Origin of the sequence: Microbacterium sp. KR10-403, assembly GCF_040196215.1 — a bacterium.
Classification (GTDB): Bacteria; Actinomycetota; Actinomycetes; order Actinomycetales; family Microbacteriaceae; genus Microbacterium.
This window is the reverse complement of sequence record NZ_JBEGDC010000007.1, coordinates 163741-181765: the sequence shown is the minus strand read 5'-3', so window position 1 is coordinate 181765 and position 18025 is coordinate 163741. Positions and strand designations below refer to the sequence as shown.

Here is an 18025-nt window from a genome sequence, read left to right as displayed (position 1 = left end):
CATCGCGCATCCGGGCTTCGGGCTGGTCGTCCACGAGTCTGCGGTCCGGGCAGTGGGTCGCTCAACGTCAGGATGTGAGGAAAACCCGGTCTCCGGCCTCACATCCCGACAAGAGCGAGTGTCACCGGCGGTGGAGGCGCAGGGAGAGCCAGGCCGCGAGGCGACCGTCGGGTCGGGTGAGGTCGATGTCGAAGAGCTCGGTCGCGCGCCGCAGGCGATAGCGCAGCGAGTTCGGGTGCAGGCGCAGCTCTGCCGCGGCGGCGGCCACGTTCTCGCTGTGCTCGAGATACGAGAGCACGCTGGCGGCGTACTCGGTGCCGTGCTCGGCGTCGTACGCGGTGAGCTCGGCGCCGATCGACGGCGACGCGCCCGCGGCCGACATCGCGGCGCCCACGCCGTCGAGCCAGAGCTCCGTCTGCACCTTCGGGAAGTCGGCGCGGCCCGCGCCCCGCGCCCGCTGCCATCCCGCGGCCGCGAGGCTCTGTTCTCGCGCCGTGGGGGCGTCGTCGACGGGCGCGCTGAGCCCGATCGCGACATCCTGATGCAGACTCTCCTGCGCACGTCGGATGACCGCATCGGCCAGAGATCCGGCGTCGACGGGAGATGCCGCATCGACCGGAAGAAGCGCGTACACGACATCGTCGATGATCGTGCAGCCGCCGCCCTCCCAGCCGGCGACCGTCAGGCTCACGATCGACGCGAGCTGCTCGCGCAGCAGCTCCTCCTCGGCGGCCATGTCCCCGCAGGGCAGGGCGGCGAGCACGATGACGGAAGGCCGGGCGCCTGCCGTGTGCGCGGGCAGACCGAGCAGGCGGCCCCGGATGAACGACTGGTTGACCCGCCACGCGCCCGACGACCGGGTCGACGAGTACCGCATCAGGTGGACGGCCGCGACCCGGGCGGAGGCGGCCAGCGCCGATCGCATGTCATCGGTGATCTCGTCGGACGGCAGGATCACCCAGATGGACCCCAGGTACTTGTCGCCGACCCGCACGGGCGCGACGAGCCGGGGGAGATTGCCCGGCGTCTTGTCACGGCGCACCGTGCCCGCCGGCCAGGTTCGCACCGCGATGTGCGACGACACCATGGCGGCCGGCACCCGGCGGCCCAGGATGCCGTCGCGTCGGGTCTGATCCGTGGGCTGGCCGGGCTGAGACGAGTACGCGACGATCTGCATGTAGTCGTTCATGATCGCGACGGCGCCGCGGAGCGCCATCGACGTCGCCTCGGCGAGAGCGAAGAGGTCGCCGACGAAGTCGTCGCCGGCCCCGGCTCCGCCACCGTCGAACGCGGTCGAGATGCGCTGGAACGCGGCCTGCCAGGCGGCGTCCCGGCTCAGGACGAGCACCGCGACGTCGTCGCCGATCTCGACGGACGTGAGGGATCGGGCGACGGACGGCGTGCCTTTCACGACCACCGCGGCCGCCCCCTGCGCGGCGAGGGCACGGATCTCATCGATGCGCGGGCTCGCCGCATCGCCGGGCAACGGGGGGAGGACGGCGAGGTCTCCGTCGAGCACGTCGGACGGGTCCTCCGGCACGACGATGCGCAGCGGTTCGCGGTCGAGCGCGGCAGCCGACGCGACCGTCGCCTCGAGCAGGTCGCCGAGCGTGTCGATCAGCTCGCGGATCCGCATCCCTCGCCCTCCGTCGGTCGATGTCGCGCCCGAGCGCGTCCACGCGAAAGACTATCGGCGAGCCCGCTCGGCGCGGTGCGGGTCAGCCCACGGCATCCCGCCACGAGAAGCGCGGCGCGTAGCCCAGCAGCCGGCGCGCCTTGTCGATCGACAGCAGGGTGTCGTGGTCGCCGATCGGCTCGTGCCGCGGCACGTCGGGGAAGACGGCGTCGAGCAGCTCGGCGTTCGTGCGCGACATGACGGTGTCGGCGGCGGCCACGATGAACCGGTCGAAGCCCGGCGCGGCCTTCGCGAGCGCGCACTGCACGGCCTGCGCCCCGTCGCGTGCGTCGACGTAGCCCCACAGGTTCCACTTGCGCAGCAGCGGGTCGTCGTCGAACGACGGGAAGGCCGCATAGTCCTCGGGCCACATCACGTTCGAGAAGCGCAGCGCCGTGATCGACAGCTCGGGGCCCTCGCCACGCTCGCGCGACCACCGCACGAGCTCGGTCGCCATCCGCTCCTCGAGCACCTTCACCAGCGAGTACACCGACTCGGGCCGCGGCGGATACTCCTCGTCGACCGGCACGTACGGCGGCGGAACGTCGAACGGCAGCCCGAGCACGGTCTCGCTCGATGCGTACACGATGCGGCGGATACCGAGCCGGGTCGCCGCCCAGAACGCGTTGAACGTCGCGATCATGTTGTTGTGGAACGTCGCGACGTCGCTGCGGATCCCGGGTGCCGGGATCGCCGCCAGATGCACCAGCGCATCGACGCCGTCGTGCCGGTCGCCGACGGCGGTGAGTGCGTCGACGACCTGCCCGTAGTCGGTGAGCTGCACCTCGACGAAGTCGGGGCCGCGGGTGCCCGCGGCATCCAGCCCGATCACCCGGTGGCCTGCCGCGCGCAGCTCGCGCGCGACGACCGAACCCAGCTTGCCCGATGAACCCGTGACGGCGATGCGCATGATGTCAGTCTCCTCTCACGCCGTCGGGATCCACACCCGCATCGTCGACGGTCCACGGTTGCCCCACGAGTGATAGGGCACGAGCGGCGTCTCGACGGGGGCGGGGGATGCCGCGCCCGCCGTGCGCGCGTACGGCCATCCGTCGCCGCGCTCGGCGCGTCGGGCGATCGGCAGCCACACGCGTCCGTCGTGCTCGACCGGGCTCGCGCCGGCCACGGCGTCGGCGACGTCGTCGAACCCGGCGAGGTCGACCGATTCGAGCGCGAAGACCTCGGGCCCGCGCTCGACGGCGATGCAGCCGCGGGCGGCGTCGATGCGCGGATCGGGCCGGGTGACACGGGGAGCCACCGGCAGGGTCAGCTCGACGACGTCGCCGCGGCGGAACACGCGCCGGACCCGGTGCACGCCGGGGGCCGCGGCATCCACCACTCCCGCCACCTGCACGCTCGCGCCCTCGGCCCATGCGGGCACCCGCAGCGACAGGTCGAACTCGGCGTCGGCCCCGATCTCGATGCGCACCCGTCCGTCGGCGGGGTAGTCGGTCTGCACGTCGAGCGCGATCTCGGCGCCCGTGGGCAGCGTCGTGCGGATCGTGCACGGCGCGTACTGATGGAGCTGGATGCCGTCATCCGTGGCCGTCGCGACGTACGCGTCGAGGCTGGCCAGGGTACGGGCGACGTTCGGCGGGCAGCAGGAGACCTCGAACCAGGGCGCCCGCAGCGACGACGACGCGCGCGCCGAGGTCTCGTCGGGGTCGGGTACGGCTCCGGGCACGCGCTGGTGCAGGGGGTTCGCGTAGAAGAAGGCGCAGCCGTCGTCGGACGGCGAGGTGGCCACGACGTTGTAGAGCGTGCGCTCGACGAGATCGGCGTAGCGGGCGTCGGCGGTGGCCAGCAGCATCCGCCACGAAAACATGATCGAGCCCACGCCCGCGCACGTCTCGGAGTAGGCGCGGTCGTTCGGCAGCTCCCAGTCCTCGCCGAACGCCTCGTCCTGGTGGTGCGAGCCCTGCCCGCCGGTGAGGTAGGTGCGGCGGGCGATCGTGGTCTCCCACTGCGTGCGCAGGGCGTCGAGAAGCTCCGCGTCGCCGCGTTCGGCGGCGACGTCGGCGGCACCCGCGGCCAGATAGTTCGCGCGCACCGCGTGGCCGCGCAGCACGGTCGCGTCGCGGACCGGCACGTCGTCCTGGAAATAGCCGCGACCCCATTCGATGTCGCCGAGCCCGCCGTGCCCGCGGCGCTCGACGAAGAGCGCTGCCTGATCGATGTAGGCGGGCACGTCGAGGGCCCGGCCGAGCTCGACGAGGGCGACTTCGACCTCCGGGTGTCCGCACACGCCCTGGTCGCCGTCGGCTCCGAACGTCGCGCAGACCAGATCGGCGGCGCGACGGGCGATCTCGACGAGGCCATCGTCGGCGCCCGGCGCGGTGCGGTGTCGGGCCACCGCCGCCTGGAACAGATGGCCGAGGCAGTACAGCTCGTGCCCCCAGGCCAGGTCCGACCAGCGAGGCCTCTGCCCGGGGCGGCCGAACTCCGTGCTGAGGTAGCCGTCGGGTTCCTGCGCGGCCGCGACGCGCGCGATGGTGGCACGGAAGCGCTGTTCGAGGGCGGCGTCGCCGGTGCGCCCGAGCTCCCACGCGAGCGCCTCGAGGTACTTGTAGACCTCGGAGTCGGCGAACTCGCGACCGCGGCGCCCCTCGGGCAGACGGCCCTGCGCGGCGAGGTCGAAGTTGGGCAGCCAGCCCTCGGACTCGAGGCGTGCGCCGATGTGCGCGAGCGTGCCGCGCGCGTTGACCTGCTGGCGCTGCGCCCAGAAGCCGCCGGTGATGCGCACCTCGCTCTGGCCGAGCGGGCGCAGGGTGCTGACGGAGGGAACGACGGGGGAAGCAGGCATGGTCATCCTTTGAAGGCGCCCGACATGAAGCCGCGCACGTAGTGACGTTGGAGGAGGAGGAAGAGCAGGATGCACGGCAGGGCGAGCACGACCACGCCGGCCTCGGTGGCGCCGTAGTCGATCACGCCCTGCACCTGCACGCGCAGGTTCGCGACCGCCAGCGGCAGCGTCATCCGGTTCGTGTCGGTGATGAGGATCAGCGGGGCCATGAAGTCGTTCCACGCGGCCAGGAACGCGAACAGGCCGACGGTGACCAGGCCCGGCTTGACCGCCGGCAGCAGCACCCGCCGCAGGGCGCCGAAGGTCGAGCAGCCGTCGACCATCGCGGCCTCGTCGAGCTCGCGCGGGATCGACTCGAACGAGATGCGCATCATGAACGTCGAGAACGGCAGCTGGAACATCGTCAGCACGATCGCGACGCCCACGAGCGAGTTCGACAGGCCCCCCGCGTTGAGGATCACGTACAGCGGGATCAGCAGCGTCGCGTACGGCACCATGAGGATCGCGAGCGTCACCAGGAACAGCATGTTCTTGCCGGGGAAGGCGAAGCGCGCGAACGCGTAGCCGCCCAGGAGCGAGACCACGAGCGTGAGCAGCACCGTCAGCAGCGACACGAACAGCGAGTTGAACAGGTATACCCAGATGCCGGCCTGGTAGTGCGCGAGCGCGGCATAGTTGCCCAGCCCCCAGCCGTCGACCTGGCTGGTGCCGGCCTTGGGAGCGACCGACGAGACGGCGGTCCAGATGAGCGGGTACAGGAAGATGATCGCCAGCGCCGTGGTCAGCACCCAGAAGGGAATGCCGGCGGCGATGCGGGCGCCGGCCGAGCGTGTCGGGCGCTGGTGCGGCGCCTCGACGCGCAGCACGTCGGTGGCGGTGAAGGTCTGCGTGGCCATGGCTCAGCTCTCGTCGGGGCGCCGGAACGCGCGCAGCTGGAAGATGTTGATCACGATCAGGGCGGCCAGCACGATCACCGAGAGGGCCGCCGCGACGCCGAGGTCGTTCTGCCCCTGGAAGGCCACGTTGTAGATGAGCTGCACCACCGTCATCGTGCTGTTGTCGGGGCCGCCCTTGGTGAGGATGTAGAACTGCTCGAACGCCAGCAGCGACCCGGTGACGCACATCACGGTGGTCAGCGCGAAGGTCGGGCGCAGCAGCGGCACGGTGATGTCACGGAAGGTCTGCCACCTGCTCGCACCGTCGATGCGGGCCGCCTCGTAGACGTCGTCGGGAATGCCCTGCAGGCCCACGAGCATGAGCAGCATGTAGAAGCCCGCGTAGCGCCAGACGATGAGGAACACCGTCGAGAACAGGGCGCCCTGCGGACTGCCGAGGAACGTGAAGCCCCAGTCCTTCATGAGGTCGGCGAACGGGCCCGCGTACGGCGAGTAGATGACATAGAAGAGGAGGGATGCCGAAGCCAGGCCCAATGCGCTCGGAATGAGGAATGCGGTGCGCAGCAGCGACTTCCACCGGGTCGATTCCTGCACGAGCAGGGCGAGCCCGAGCCCCAGTCCGATCAGCAGCACGGTCGTGATGACGGTGTAGACGAGCGTGAAGCCGATCGAGTTCCAGAACAGGCGGTGCGTGGCCGCATCGACGAAGTTGTCGGGCACGTTCCAGCCCTGATTGCCGCCGAGCAGCGGCCAGTCCGACCCCGACATCTGCAGAACGAGCAGCAGCGGCAGGATGAACACGAACAGGACGAATGCGGCGGTCGGGGCGGCGTAGCCCCAGCCGCGCCAGGCGTCGCGCCGTGCGCGCGGTGATCGTCGCGCGCGCCGCGGCGGTGATGCGGTGATGGTCATGGGAGTCCTCGGGGTCGACGGGGCGGGGCGGATGAGGGGGTGGGATGCCGCGGCATCCCACCCCCTCACCTCTCACTGCTGCAGGATCTGCGTGATCGCGTCGTTGTCGGCGTCGACGGTGTCCTTGCCGTTCAGCACCGCGTTGCGCACGAGCGTGACCCACGGGCTGCCGGGTGCGTTGAACGCCTGCTGGAAGTTCAGGGCCACCGGGGTGTCGCCCTGGCTCGCGACCTTGTTGATCGTCACCAGGCGCGGGTCCTTCGCGGCGTACTCGTTCTCGGCGAGGTCCGAGCGCGAGACGACGTCCTGGTCCTTGGCGAGCACGCCGACCTGGGCGTCCTCCGACATCATCCAGCTGAGGAAGTTCCACGCCTGCGCGGCCTTCTTCGAGTCCTTCGAGATGCCGATGCCGTCACCGCCGACGAAGGTCGAGGCACCGCCGCTCGGCCCCGGGATGCCGGCGACACCGGCGTCGAACGGCGTCGACGAGAGGAGTGTCGCCGGGTAGAACATGAGCCCGACCTTGCCCTCGGTGAACGCGGCGGTCCACGTGGCGCCCGACTCGTCCTTCGAGCTGGGCAGCACCGCGCCCGACTGCCACAGATCGGCCCAGGTCGAGTAGATCGTCTTGGCCGTGTCGCTGTTCATGAGCGATGTCGTGCCGTCGTCGCCCATGACCTGCTGGTCGTCGGCCCACACGCTCGGGAACCACGTGAACACGAGGCATCCACCGCAGTTCAGACCCGTCGCGGTGCCGTACACCCCGTCCTTGTCGAGGGCCTGGATCTTCTTGGCGTCGGCGGCGAACTCGGCGAGGTTCGCCGGAGCGGTGTCGGGGTCGAGGCCGGCTTCGGTGAAGAGCTCCTTGTTCCAGAACATCATCGACAGGTCGAGCACGAAGGGCAGCACGTGCTCCTTGCCCTCGTAGGTGCCGGCGGCGAGATGCCCCTTGTTGATGCTGTCCTTGTACGACAGGCCGTCGATCTGCTTCGAGATGTCCTGGAAGAGCCCCTGCTTCACCCAGTTCGGCACGTAGACGATGTCGGCGGCGAACAGGTCGGGGAGCCCGCCCGAGCCCGCTGCGGCGCCGACCTTGGCGACGTAGTCGTCGTTGGGCACGACGGTGAGCTCGACCTGGTTCTTGTGGGTCTTGTTGTACTCGGCGACCAGCAGCTTCGCCTGCTTCTCCAGGGGCGCGCGCGTCCACAGCGTGAGGCTCGCGCCGTCGTCGGTCCCGTCGGCGGGGATCGACGCGGCCGGAGCCGCCGAACCGCCGCCGGAGCAGGCGGCGAGGCTCACCATGAGCGCGCCGGCCGCCAGCACGGCGATCGCGGAGCGCCGGTGGCGTCCGATTCGGGTCATTGCTTTCTCCTCTTGCTCGACAGTGAGCGGAAGCAGACCGGTCTCATCGACGTCCGGTGCTGACCGCGGGGGAGGATTCCGAAATTACCGAAACCCATTTCGAGAAGGTATCGTCGGCCGAGTCGGGCTGTCAAGAGGATCGTCCGATAACGTTTCCGTAACCGGAGGTGACATGCGGACAGAGACGGGATCGCGGGCGGCCACGCTCAGCGACGTCGCGCAGCGCGCGGGGGTGTCGATCGCCACGGCCTCGAAGGCCATGAACGACCGCAGCGACGTGGCCGCGACCACGCGCACCCGGGTGCTGGCCGCCGCCGAAGAGCTGAGCTTCACCCCCAATGCGATGGCGCGCGGGCTGCTGGCCGGGCGCACCGGCACCGTGGGCCTGCTCACCAGCGACCTCGAGGGACGCTTCGTCATCCCGATCCTGATGGGCGCCGAAGACGCGTTCGGCGCGGGGCAGGTCAACGTCTTCCTCTGCGACGCGCGCGGCGACGCGATTCGCGAGCAGCACCACCTCAAGGCGCTGCTGAGCCGCCGCGTCGACGGCATCATCGTCGTGGGACGACAGACCGACCCGCGGCCGTCGCTCGGCGACGAGGTGCCCGTGCCCGTCGTCTACGCGTACGCGCCGTCGGACGACCCGGGCGACGTCTCGCTCACCCCCGACAACGTCGCGGGCGGCCGGATGGCCGTCGAGCATCTCATCGCGTGCGGGCGCTCGCGCATCGCGCACATCAGTGGCGACCCCTCGTACGCGGCCGCGCAGGACCGCCTGACCGGCGCACGCGAGGCGCTGCGCGACGCCGGGCTCGAGCTCGTAGGCGAGCCCCTGTTCTCGGCGTGGACGGAGCACTGGGGGCGGGATGCCGCGGCTCTGGCCCTGCAGCGGCACCCTGACATCGACGCGGTCTTCTGCGGATCCGACCAGATCGCCCGCGGCGTGCTCGACACCGCGCGCGAGCTGGGGCGACGGGTGCCCGAGGATCTCGCGGTCATCGGGTACGACAACTGGACGGTGCTCGCCGAGAACACCCGGCCGGAGCTCACGAGCATCGACGCCGGACTGCAGCAGCTGGGACGCCGCGCGGCCCGCTGCCTGTTCGACGCGATCGGCGGCGACGCGCCCGCGCCGGGCGTGCGGCACCTGCCCGTCAAGCTCGTGATCCGCGGCTCGACGATCGAGCGCCGCTGACGGGGCCCGCGCGATGAGGGGGAGTGGTCGTGACCGCGCGCCGGGACCGGCCGCGGGGCGAATCCGCGTCCACTCCGGCCGCTCGCGCGGTGGCGGCCGCGTCGGCGCGCCCGCCACGGATACGCTGAGCACGTGAGCGACGCGCGACGGGTGGGCATGCGGGATGTCGCGCGGGCCGCGGGCGTCTCGGCGCAGACGGTGTCGCGCGTCATCAACGACCACTCGAGCATCCGCCCCGAGACGCGGCAGCGCGTGCTCGAAGCCATGGAGACCCTGGGCTATCGCGTCAACAACGCCGCGCGGGCGCTGGGCACCGATCGCTCCCACGTGCTCGGCGTGCTGGCGTCGGACGCGACGCTGTTCGGCCCGGGCGCGGGCATCGCGGCCCTCGAGCGCGCCGCGCGCGAGGCCGGGCGATGGGTCACCACGGCCTACGCGGACGCCGCAGACCCGGCATCGGTCGACGCCGCCGTGCGGCATCTTCTCGATCAGGGCGTCGACGGCATCCTGCTCGTCGCGCAGCGCATCGACACGGTCGCCCGTCTGGAGAGCCACGCGACCGTCCCCGTGCTCGCGCTGCACCAGGGCACCGCGCTGCAGGCCGACGCCGCGGCGCTCGTCGTCGCGCACCTCGCCGACCTCGGCCACCGGCGCATCGCCCGCATCGGCGGCCCCGACGGCTGGATCGAAGAGGCCGCCCGCGCCGAAGGGTTCGATACCGCCGTCGGCGCACACGGCATGACGGTCACCGATCGCTGGGCGGGCGACTGGTCGGCGGCGTCGGGGGCGGCGGCGGCCCCGGCAGTGCTCGCGGCGATCGCGCGCGCGGACGGGCCCACCGCGGTCGTCGTCGCGAACGACCAGATGGCGCTCGGACTGATGTCGGCGCTCGCCGACGCGGGCCGCGGCATCCCCTCCGACATCAGCGTCGTGGGGTTCGACGACAATCCCGACGCGGCACACTATCGCCCCGCGCTCAGCAGCGTGCGCCTGGACATCGCCGGCGAGGCCCGGCGGTGCGTGGCGGCGGTGCTGGATGCCGCGGCCCCGCCCTCGATCGACGCACCGGTGCTGGCGGCACGGGCGTCGACCGCGCCGCCGACGCGCTGACGCCCGATCGATACCGCGCTCGCGCGGCCGCCGCGTGGCAGGCTGTGGGAAAGGTCTGGCGACAGAGCGATGTTACCGGTAACATCTTTCACAGACGCCTCGCGTGCAGACGATCCCGATGGAGGAACCGTGACCGACTTCGATGAGCCCACCGCCGCAGCCATCGCCACCACCCGCGCCGACGTCGCTCGGCTGCACGGCGAACTCGTGCGCTACGGGCTCGTGGTGTGGACCGGCGGCAACGTGTCGGGGCGCGTCCCGGGCACCGATCTGTTCGTCATCAAGCCCTCGGGGGTGAGCTACGACGACCTCGCGCCCGAGAACATGATCCTCTGCGATCTCGACGGGCACGTCATCCCCGACACGGCCGGCAGCGACCGCAGCCCGTCCAGCGACACCGCGGCGCACGCCTACGTCTACCGCCACATGCCCGAGGTCGGGGGCGTCGTGCACACGCACTCGACCTATGCGGTCGCGTGGGCGGCGCGCGGTGAGGAGATCCCCTGCGTCATCACCGCGATGGCCGACGAGTTCGGCGGACCCGTGCCGGTGGGGCCGTTCGCGATCATCGGCGACGACTCGATCGGCCGCGGCATCGTCGACACGCTCACCGGTCACCGCTCGCGCGCCGTGCTCATGCAGAACCACGGTCCATTCACGATCGGAGCGACGGCGAAGGATGCCGTCAAGGCGGCGGTCATGCTCGAAGACGTGGCCCGCACCGTGCACATCGCCCGCCAAGGCGGCGAGCTGCTGCCGATTCCGCAGCAGGCGATCGACAGCCTCTTCGACCGGTACCAGAACGTCTACGGCCAGAGCGGCGACGACCGGCGGAGCGCCTCGTGACGGCCGCGGAGATCATCGCCGACGGCCGGGCGGTGCTCGGCATCGAGCTCGGCTCGACGCGCATCAAGGCGTGCCTGATCGGCGACGACGTCAACGACATCCTCGCCACCGGCGCGCACGCCTGGGAGAACTCCTACGTCGACGGCCGCTGGACCTACGACCTCGACGAGGTCTGGACCGGCCTGCAGGCCGCCTTCGCCGACCTCGCCGCCCAGGTGCGCACCCGTCACGGGGTGCCGATCGAGCACCTGCGCGCCATCGGCGTCTCGGCGATGATGCACGGGTACCTCGCGTTCGACGCGGCAGGCGACCTGCTCGTGCCGTTCCGCACCTGGCGCAACACCTCGACGGGGCCTGCGGCCACCGAGCTCACCGCGCTGTTCGGGCAGAACATCCCGCTGCGGTGGTCGATCGCGCATCTGCACCAGGCCGTGCTCGACGACGAGCCCCACCTCGAGCGGGTCCGCGCGCTGACGACGCTGGCCGGGTACGTGCACGAGCGGCTGACCGGGCGCGCGGTGCTGGGCGTGGGAGACGCCTCGGGCATGTTCCCCATCGACCCGGCGACCGGCGATTACGACGACGCGCTCGTGGCACGGTACGACGAGCGCGCCGCCGGCCGCGTGCCGGGGCTGCGCACGCTGCTGCCCGAGGTGCTGCGTGCGGGCGAGCCGGCCGGCGCACTGACCGCGGCCGGCGCCGCGCTGCTCGACGCGAGCGGCACGCTGCAGCCGGGCGCGGCACTCTGCCCGCCGGAGGGGGATGCCGGAACCGGCATGGTCGCCACGAACGCCGTCGCACCCCGCACCGGCAACGTGAGCGCCGGCACGAGCATCTTCGCGATGGTCGTGCTCGAGCGGGCCCTGACCGCGCTGCACCACGAGATCGACCTCGTCACCACGCCCGCCGGGGACCCGGTCGCGATGGTGCACTGCAACAACGGTGCCAGCGAGCTGGCGGCCTGGGCGGGCCTGTTCGAGCGGTTCGCCGCGGCATCCGGCACCCCGCTCGCCTCCGACGCGGTGTTCGACGTGCTGTTCCGCGAAGCGCTGGCGGGCGACGCCGACGCCGGCGGGCTGCTCGCCTACAACCACCTCGCGGGTGAGCCCATCGCGGGCACCGACGCCGGCCGTCCGCTGTTCGTGCGCACCCCGGGCAGCGACCTGTCGCTGGCCAACGTCATGCGCGCGCAGCTCTACGGCGTGTTCGGCACGCTGGCCCTCGGCATGCGCATCCTCGCCGACGAGCAGGTCGCGCTCGACCAGATGTATGCCCACGGCGGAATGTTCCGCACGGCGGGGGTCGCCCAGCGCTTCCTCGCCGCGGCGCTCGGCGCGCCCGTGGCCGTCGGCGAGACCGCGTCGGAGGGCGGCGCGTGGGGCAGCGCCGTGCTCGCCGCGTATCTGGATGCGGCATCCGCCCTCGACCTGACCGCCTACCTGCGGGGCCGCGTCTTCGCCCACGCGCAGGTCGAGGTCGCAGCCCCCGACCCGGCCGACGTCGCCGGATTCACCGCTTATCTCGATCGCTACCGCGCGGGGCTCGCCGTCGAGCGCGCCGCCGTCGCCGCCCTCCCGGAAGGAACAGCATGACCCTGAACACCACACTCGACGGATACGAGGTCTGGTTCGCCACCGGCAGTCAGACCCTCTACGGCGAAGAGACCCTGCGCCAGGTGGCCGCCCAGGCGCAGCAGGTCGTCGCGGGCCTCGCGGGCCTGCCCGTGAAGGTCGTCTACAAGCCGGTGCTGACCGAGCCCGACGGCATCCGCCGCCTGGCGCTCGACGCCAACGCGCACGACGAGGTCATCGGCGTCATCGCCTGGATGCACACGTTCAGCCCCGCCAAGATGTGGATCGCGGGCCTCGACGCGCTGCGCAAGCCGCTGCTGCACCTGCACACGCAGGCGAACGTCGACCTGCCGTGGGACGACATCGACTTCGACTTCATGAACCTCAACCAGGCCGCGCACGGCGACCGCGAGTTCGGGTACATCCAGACCCGCTTGGGCGTGCCGCGCAAGACGGTCGTCGGGCACGTGTCGAACCCGGCGGTGCTCGCGCAGGTCGAGCAGTGGGAGCGCGCGGCGGCCGGGCTCGCGGCATCCCGCTCCCTCACACTCGCCCGCTTCGGCGACAACATGCGCCACGTGGCCGTGACCGAGGGCGACAAGACCGAGGCGCAGCTGCAGTTCGGCGTGCAGGTGAACACCTGGGGCGTGAACGAGCTCGCCGAGGCGGTGGATGCCGCGACCGACGCCCAGGTCGACGCCCTGATCGACGAGTACCTGGCGTCGTACGACGTCGCCGCCGAGCTGCGCCCGGGCGGTGATCGTCACTCGTCGCTGCGGGACGGCGCCGCGATCGAGGTGGGCCTGCGGTCCTTCCTCGAGGAGGGCGGCTTCGGTGCGTTCACGACCTCGTTCGAAGACCTGGGCTCCCTGAAGCAGCTGCCCGGCCTGGGCGTGCAGCGCCTGATGGCCGAGGGGTACGGGTTCGGCGCCGAGGGCGACTGGAAGACGGCCGTGCTCATCCGCATCGCGAACGTCATGGGTGCGGGGCTGCCCGGCGGCGCGTCGCTCATGGAGGACTACACCTACGACCTGGTGCCGGGCGACGAGAAGATCCTCGGCGCGCACATGCTCGAGGTGTCGCCGTCGCTGACCACCGCGACACCGCGTCTCGAGGTGCACCCGCTGGGCATCGGCGGCAAGGACGACCCGGTGCGCCTCGTGTTCACCGCCGATCCGGGCCCTGCGGTCGTGGTGGCGCTCAGCGACATGCGCGACCGGTTCCGGCTCGTGGCGAACGTCGTCGAGAACGTGTCGGCGCCCGACCTGCCCAAGCTGCCGGTGGGCCGCGCGGTCTGGAAGCCGCAGCCCGATTTCACCACCTCGACGACGTGCTGGCTGACCGCCGGCGCCGCGCACCACACCGTCATGACCACGGCCGTGGGCATCGAGGTGTGGCGCGACTTCGCCGAGATGGCGCAGACCGAGCTGCTGGTCATCGACGAGAGCACGACGGTGCCCGGCTTCGCGCGCGAGGTGCGCTGGAACCAGGCGTACTACCGCCTCGCCCAGGGGCTGTAGCCGCCGGAGTACCGTCGAGGCCATGAGCCTTCGCGACGCGCTCGGCATCGAGCAGCCCATCGTCCTCGGTCCGTTCGGCGGACTGTCGTCCATCGACCTGGTCGCCGCCGTGAGCGACGCCGGCGGCTTGGGGTCGTACGGTCTGTACGGGTACGCGCCCGACCGCATCCGCGAGACGATCCGGGCGCTGCGCGCGGCGACCGACAAGCCGTTCGCCGTCAACCTGTGGCTGCCCACGGGCGATGAGGTGACGCCGGCCGAGGTCGACCTCACGGCGGCGTCGCGCGCGGCGGCGCCGCTGTTCGCCGAGCTCGGCGTGGCCTTGCCGACGCCGCCCGAGCGCTTCCTCCCGCCCGTCGAAGACCAGCTGCAGGCCGTGCTCGACGAGGCGCCCGCCGTGCTCAGCGTGGTCTACGGCGCGCCGTCGACCGAGTTGGTGACGACGCTGCACGAGCGCGGCATCCGCATCACCGGCACGGTCACGACGGTCGCCGAGGCGCGGGCGATGGATGCCGCGGGCGTCGACGCGATCGTCGCCAGCGGCGCCGAGGCGGCCGGGCACCGAGTGTCGTTCCTCGACCGGCCCGAGCACTCGCTGGTGGGGACCTTCGCGCTCGTGCCGCAGGTGGTGGATGCCGTCAGCGTCCCCGTCATCGCGGCGGGCGGGGTGGCCGACCGTCGGGGCGTGGCCGCCGCCTTCGCGCTCGGGGCGTCCGGCGTGCAGGTGGGCACCGCGTTCCTGCGCACGCGCCAGTCGGCGGCATCCGACGCGCACCGCGAGGCCATCGTGGCGGCCGGCGACACGACCACCGTGCTCACCCGGGCGATGAGCGGACGGCTGAGCCGCGGCATCCCGAACCGTGCCATGCGCGCGATCGAGACGGCCGGCCAGATCGCACCGTTCCCCGCGCAGAACTGGCTGACCGGCCAGTTCCGGGCCGAGGCCGGCACGCGCGGGCTGGGGGAGTACCAGTCGCTGTGGGCGGGTCAGGCGGCGGCGCTGTCGACGCGCGACGATGCGGCCGAGGTCTTCGCGGAGCTCGTGGCGGGGCTGCCGGGCTGATGCGGCCTGGCCGACGGCCCCGACCGGTCAGCCGAGCGCGACGAAGAAGCCGAGCACCGCGCTGACGATCGACAGGATCAGCAGTACGAGCGCGGGAGCGGCCTTCTCCTTGCGGCGCAGGTGGGTCACGACCGCACCGATCATGAGCACGGCGAGGCAGCACGCGGCGATCGGCGTGAGCACCGTGGCGATGCCGGTCGCCAGCGGCAGGATGAGCCCGACGGCGCCGATGATCTCGGCGATGCCGATCATGCGCACCACCGGTGCGGCGAAATCATCGGTCCAGGCCATGCCGCCTTCGCGCAGGGCGTCCTTCGAGCGCAGGGCCTTCATGCCGCCCGCGCCGAGGAAGGCGAGCGCGAGCGCGACGTTGACGATCCAGAGGGCGATGGTCATGGGGGTTGGTCTCCATTCGTGTGGTCAATTACCATGAGTAACCAACCACACTCATCGACCGCGTACAAAAGGCACATGGGTGTGCCTGACGCACACGGAGGTCCGGATGTCACAGAGCGCAGAAGACGTGCGCAGCGCCTATGAAGACAGTTGCCACGCACGCGGCGATGTCGGCCCGATCGTGCGCGACGTGCTCGACCGCGTCGCCGACAAGTGGTCGCTGCTGGTCATCGCCACGCTGCAGCAGGGGCGGCTGCGCTTCTCGCAGCTGCAGGCGCACATCCCCGGCGTCTCGCAGCGCATGCTCACGCGCACGCTGCGTCACCTCGAGCGCGACGGGCTGATCTCGCGCACCGTGCACGCCGAGGTGCCGCCGCGCGTGGAGTACGAGCTGACGCCAATGGGCGGCACGCTCCTCGCCCCCGCGATCGCGCTCGCCGAGTGGGCCATCGCCCATCACGAACAGATCGAGGAGCGCCGCGCCGCCTACGACGCGCGCTGAGCGCTGAGCTCTCAGCGCCGGCGGCCGAACAGCCCGCGGCGCGGCGCGCGGGCGGCCGCGGCCTCGACCTGCGCTGCGGCGGCGGCCGCGGCATCCCGCCGCTCTCGCCACTCCGCCAGCTCGGCCTCGACGTCGCGCGTCGGAGTCACCACGGGCGGGCCGCCCTGCAACTGGCGGCGTGCCTCGACGACACGCCGGTTGAAGTCCTCGAGGTGCTCGCGCACCGCGCTCTCGCTGTGCAGCGCGTCGAGGGTCTCGTGCAACCGCTCGTTCTCGACGCGCAGCGTCAGCGCCGGCGGTCCGAGTCCCGAAAGCTGCTCGGTCTGGATCTTGCGGCGGATCCACCAGTCCGGGTCGTGATGGTCGCCGAGGCCCTCGAGCGGCTTGCCGGCACCGGGCAGGTCGTCGAACTCGCCGCGGCGGATCGCCTGCTGGATCGAGGTCTCCACGTACGCCCAGCGCTCGGTCTCGGTCATCGGACGGGGAGTGGATGCCGCGGCCGGCGCCTGCCCGTACAGCTCGGGATTCTCGCGCCGCTCCCGCTCCTGGCGGTAGCGTGCGGCGGCGTCTCGGGGGTCGTCTGCCATGTCGCACCTTCCGTTTCCCCGAGCCTACGCCGCCCGTCCGCGCGGACCGCCGGTATGTGACCGGTCCCACTGTTGCGGCGGGGCCCGAGTAGAATCGGCCGTCGGCCCGAAGATCGAACAACCTCAGGAAGTCCCATGGCACGCATTCCCCTGTCCGGAACCCAGCACGCCCTGCGCGCAGGCGATTACGAGGCGGTCATCGCCGGGGTCGGCGCATCGCTGCGCAGCCTCACCTACCAGGGGCGCGACCTGGTGATCCCGTTCGACGCCGACGAGGTGCGCCCGGGGCACCGCGGCGCCACCCTCGCGCCGTGGCCGAACCGCATCGTCGACGGTCGCTACACGTTCGACGGCGTCGAGCAGCAGGTGCCGCTCACCGAGCCCGCCCGTCACCACGCGCTGCACGGCCTGGCCTCGTGGATCGAGTTCGTGCCCGTCGACAAGGAAGCCAGCCACGTCACGCTCGAGGCCGTGATCGAGGCGCAGAAGGGCTATCCGTGGCGCGTGATCGTGCGCACCACCTACGCGCTGACCTCGGTCGGGCTCACCCAGTCGGTGACCGCCGTCAACGACAGTGCCGAGCCCGCGCCGTGGGGCACCTCGGCCCACCCGTACCTGGTGGCCGGCGCCGGGCACGTCGACGACTGGACGTTCGAGCTGCCCGCCGCCCAGGTGCTGCAGGTCACGCCCGACCGGCTCATCCCGACCGAGCTGACGGGGGTCGAGGTCGACGCCGCGCGCTTCGACTTCCGCACCGCGCGCCCGATCGGCGCCGTCGAGCTCGACCACGCGTTCACGGGCCTGGCCGGCGACGAAGACGGCGTGGTGACCGCGCGGCTGACCGACGCCTCGGGCAGCGGGGTCGAGATGGTGTGGGATGCCGCGTGCCCCTGGGTGCAGGCGTACACGTCCGACCAGCCCGCCGGTGCCGCCGACCCGTCGCACCGCGCCGGTGTCGCGCTCGAGCCGATGACCTGCGCACCGGACGCGTTCAACGCCGCACGGTACCCCTACGATGCGGGCATGATCACACTGCAGCCCGGCGAATCGACCACCGCGCACTGGCGCATCGGCGCGATCGGATGACCCTCGCCGCCATCACCGACGACCCGGCGCGCCAGCTCTGGGGGCAGGTGTTCGGCACCGGCTCCTCGATGACCGCGCTGGTGCTCTACATCCTCGCCGTCGTGGCGATGTGGCGGGTCTTCTCGAAGGCCGGGTATCCCGGCATCCTCGCGATCATCCCGATCGTGAACGTTTTCATCCTCGTCAAGATCGCCGGATACTCGGCCTGGATGACGCTGCTGTTCCTCATCCCGATCGTGAACATCGTCTTCTCGATCATCGTCGCGGTGCGCATCGGGCGCGGCTTCGGCAAGGGCGGCGGTTGGTCGTTCTTCCTGCTGTGGCTGCTGTCGATCATCGGGCTGTTCATCCTCGGCTACGGGAGCGCCCGCTACACCAAGCCCGCCTGATCCCCACCCGTGGGACCGGCTCGAGGGCCCGGCCCGCGGCATCCCTCCCTCCTCTCCACACGACAACACCCCTGTGCACGCTCGGAAGCCCGAGAGACGTGCACAGGGGTGA

Annotated in this window: 17 protein-coding genes; 9 read left to right on the top strand and 8 right to left on the bottom strand. The window is 71.7% G+C overall.

What is annotated here, in order from left to right; translation table 11 throughout:
* Positions 1 to 121: 121 nt before the first annotated feature.
* The 6 genes from ABMQ42_RS16635 to ABMQ42_RS16610 form a co-directional block, all read right to left on the bottom strand.
* Positions 122 to 1636, bottom strand: a complete 1515-nt coding sequence (locus ABMQ42_RS16635; RefSeq protein ID WP_349724118.1) for a PucR family transcriptional regulator — start codon at positions 1634 to 1636, stop codon at positions 122 to 124.
* Positions 1637 to 1718: 82 nt separating this feature from the next.
* Complete coding sequence (locus ABMQ42_RS16630; RefSeq protein WP_502884751.1) at positions 1719 to 2585, bottom strand: NAD-dependent epimerase/dehydratase family protein; 867 nt, start codon at positions 2583 to 2585, stop codon at positions 1719 to 1721.
* A 15-nt stretch (positions 2586 to 2600) separates the two neighbouring features.
* Positions 2601 to 4478, bottom strand: coding sequence for a glycoside hydrolase family 127 protein (locus ABMQ42_RS16625; protein WP_502884750.1), 1878 nt, complete (start codon positions 4476 to 4478; stop codon positions 2601 to 2603).
* Between the two features lie 2 nt (positions 4479 to 4480).
* Entirely contained in the window at positions 4481 to 5374 is an 894-nt protein-coding gene (locus tag ABMQ42_RS16620; protein ID WP_349724116.1) for a carbohydrate ABC transporter permease, read from the bottom strand.
* A gap of 3 nt (positions 5375 to 5377) precedes the next feature.
* Positions 5378 to 6286, bottom strand: a complete 909-nt coding sequence (locus ABMQ42_RS16615) for a carbohydrate ABC transporter permease (RefSeq protein WP_349724115.1) — start codon at positions 6284 to 6286, stop codon at positions 5378 to 5380.
* A 72-nt stretch (positions 6287 to 6358) separates the two neighbouring features.
* Entirely contained in the window at positions 6359 to 7648 is a 1290-nt protein-coding gene (locus ABMQ42_RS16610; protein ID WP_349724114.1) for an ABC transporter substrate-binding protein, read from the bottom strand.
* Positions 7649 to 7820: 172 nt separating this feature from the next.
* Between ABMQ42_RS16610 and ABMQ42_RS16605 the strand changes: the two genes are divergently transcribed.
* From ABMQ42_RS16605 to ABMQ42_RS16580, 6 genes are all read left to right on the top strand, one after another.
* The gene (locus tag ABMQ42_RS16605) at positions 7821 to 8843 is read left to right on the top strand and encodes a LacI family DNA-binding transcriptional regulator (RefSeq protein WP_349724113.1); all 1023 of its coding nucleotides are present in this window, start codon (positions 7821 to 7823) and stop codon (positions 8841 to 8843) included.
* Positions 8844 to 8975: 132 nt separating this feature from the next.
* Positions 8976 to 9953 carry a LacI family DNA-binding transcriptional regulator gene (locus tag ABMQ42_RS16600; RefSeq protein ID WP_349724112.1) on the top strand — a complete coding sequence of 326 codons (978 nt, stop codon included), beginning with the start codon at positions 8976 to 8978 and terminating at the stop codon, positions 9951 to 9953.
* Between the two features lie 129 nt (positions 9954 to 10082).
* Positions 10083 to 10799: an L-ribulose-5-phosphate 4-epimerase gene (locus ABMQ42_RS16595; protein WP_349724111.1), complete on the top strand. Its 717-nt coding sequence runs from the start codon at positions 10083 to 10085 to the stop codon at positions 10797 to 10799.
* The gene (locus ABMQ42_RS16590) at positions 10796 to 12391 is read left to right on the top strand and encodes a xylulokinase (protein ID WP_349724110.1); all 1596 of its coding nucleotides are present in this window, start codon (positions 10796 to 10798) and stop codon (positions 12389 to 12391) included. The genes ABMQ42_RS16595 and ABMQ42_RS16590 overlap by 4 nt, the downstream gene beginning before the upstream one ends.
* Positions 12388 to 13890 (top strand): L-arabinose isomerase, encoded by a 1503-nt coding sequence (gene araA / locus ABMQ42_RS16585; protein WP_349724109.1) that lies wholly within the window; start codon positions 12388 to 12390, stop codon positions 13888 to 13890. Before ABMQ42_RS16590 ends, araA begins: the two co-directional genes overlap by 4 nt.
* A gap of 22 nt (positions 13891 to 13912) precedes the next feature.
* Positions 13913 to 14953, top strand: a complete 1041-nt coding sequence (locus ABMQ42_RS16580; RefSeq protein WP_349724108.1) for an NAD(P)H-dependent flavin oxidoreductase — start codon at positions 13913 to 13915, stop codon at positions 14951 to 14953.
* 27 nt (positions 14954 to 14980) lie between these two features.
* Here ABMQ42_RS16580 and ABMQ42_RS16575 read toward each other — a convergent pair whose 3' ends face one another.
* On the bottom strand, positions 14981 to 15349 hold the full coding sequence (locus ABMQ42_RS16575; protein ID WP_349724107.1) for a DoxX family protein: 369 nt from the start codon (positions 15347 to 15349) through the stop codon (positions 14981 to 14983).
* Between the two features lie 106 nt (positions 15350 to 15455).
* On the opposite strand from ABMQ42_RS16575, the gene ABMQ42_RS16570 reads away from it, so the two are divergent.
* Positions 15456 to 15851, top strand: coding sequence for a winged helix-turn-helix transcriptional regulator (locus tag ABMQ42_RS16570; protein WP_349724106.1), 396 nt, complete (start codon positions 15456 to 15458; stop codon positions 15849 to 15851).
* An 11-nt stretch (positions 15852 to 15862) separates the two neighbouring features.
* Here the strand turns inward: ABMQ42_RS16570 and ABMQ42_RS16565 are convergent, their stop codons facing one another.
* The gene (locus ABMQ42_RS16565) at positions 15863 to 16438 is read right to left on the bottom strand and encodes a DnaJ family domain-containing protein (RefSeq protein ID WP_349724105.1); all 576 of its coding nucleotides are present in this window, start codon (positions 16436 to 16438) and stop codon (positions 15863 to 15865) included.
* Between the two features lie 135 nt (positions 16439 to 16573).
* Here ABMQ42_RS16565 and ABMQ42_RS16560 point away from each other — a divergent pair, with 135 nt between their 5' ends.
* Positions 16574 to 17524 (top strand): aldose 1-epimerase family protein, encoded by a 951-nt coding sequence (locus ABMQ42_RS16560; RefSeq protein WP_349724104.1) that lies wholly within the window; start codon positions 16574 to 16576, stop codon positions 17522 to 17524.
* The gene (locus ABMQ42_RS16555; RefSeq protein ID WP_349724103.1) at positions 17521 to 17913 is read left to right on the top strand and encodes a DUF5684 domain-containing protein; all 393 of its coding nucleotides are present in this window, start codon (positions 17521 to 17523) and stop codon (positions 17911 to 17913) included. The genes ABMQ42_RS16560 and ABMQ42_RS16555 overlap by 4 nt, the downstream gene beginning before the upstream one ends.
* Positions 17914 to 18025 lie beyond the last annotated feature (112 nt).

What these genes read in the sequence shown, in the direction of transcription:
- araA (WP_349724109.1), top strand. Translation starts at nt 12,388, where the DNA reads ATGACCCTGAACACCACACTCGACGGATACGAGGTCTGGTTCGCCACC.
- ABMQ42_RS16605 (WP_349724113.1), top strand. Translation starts at nt 7,821, where the DNA reads ATGCGGACAGAGACGGGATCGCGGGCGGCCACGCTCAGCGACGTCGCG.
- ABMQ42_RS16630 (WP_502884751.1), bottom strand. Translation starts at nt 2,585, where the DNA reads ATGCGCATCGCCGTCACGGGTTCATCGGGCAAGCTGGGTTCGGTCGTC.
- ABMQ42_RS16570 (WP_349724106.1), top strand. Translation starts at nt 15,456, where the DNA reads ATGTCACAGAGCGCAGAAGACGTGCGCAGCGCCTATGAAGACAGTTGC.
- ABMQ42_RS16635 (WP_349724118.1), bottom strand. Translation starts at nt 1,636, where the DNA reads ATGCGGATCCGCGAGCTGATCGACACGCTCGGCGACCTGCTCGAGGCG.
- ABMQ42_RS16555 (WP_349724103.1), top strand. Translation starts at nt 17,521, where the DNA reads ATGACCCTCGCCGCCATCACCGACGACCCGGCGCGCCAGCTCTGGGGG.
- ABMQ42_RS16620 (WP_349724116.1), bottom strand. Translation starts at nt 5,374, where the DNA reads ATGGCCACGCAGACCTTCACCGCCACCGACGTGCTGCGCGTCGAGGCG.
- ABMQ42_RS16610 (WP_349724114.1), bottom strand. Translation starts at nt 7,648, where the DNA reads ATGACCCGAATCGGACGCCACCGGCGCTCCGCGATCGCCGTGCTGGCG.
- ABMQ42_RS16625 (WP_502884750.1), bottom strand. Translation starts at nt 4,478, where the DNA reads ATGCCTGCTTCCCCCGTCGTTCCCTCCGTCAGCACCCTGCGCCCGCTC.
- ABMQ42_RS16580 (WP_349724108.1), top strand. Translation starts at nt 13,913, where the DNA reads ATGAGCCTTCGCGACGCGCTCGGCATCGAGCAGCCCATCGTCCTCGGT.
- ABMQ42_RS16560 (WP_349724104.1), top strand. Translation starts at nt 16,574, where the DNA reads ATGGCACGCATTCCCCTGTCCGGAACCCAGCACGCCCTGCGCGCAGGC.
- ABMQ42_RS16615 (WP_349724115.1), bottom strand. Translation starts at nt 6,286, where the DNA reads ATGACCATCACCGCATCACCGCCGCGGCGCGCGCGACGATCACCGCGC.
- ABMQ42_RS16575 (WP_349724107.1), bottom strand. Translation starts at nt 15,349, where the DNA reads ATGACCATCGCCCTCTGGATCGTCAACGTCGCGCTCGCGCTCGCCTTC.
- ABMQ42_RS16565 (WP_349724105.1), bottom strand. Translation starts at nt 16,438, where the DNA reads ATGGCAGACGACCCCCGAGACGCCGCCGCACGCTACCGCCAGGAGCGG.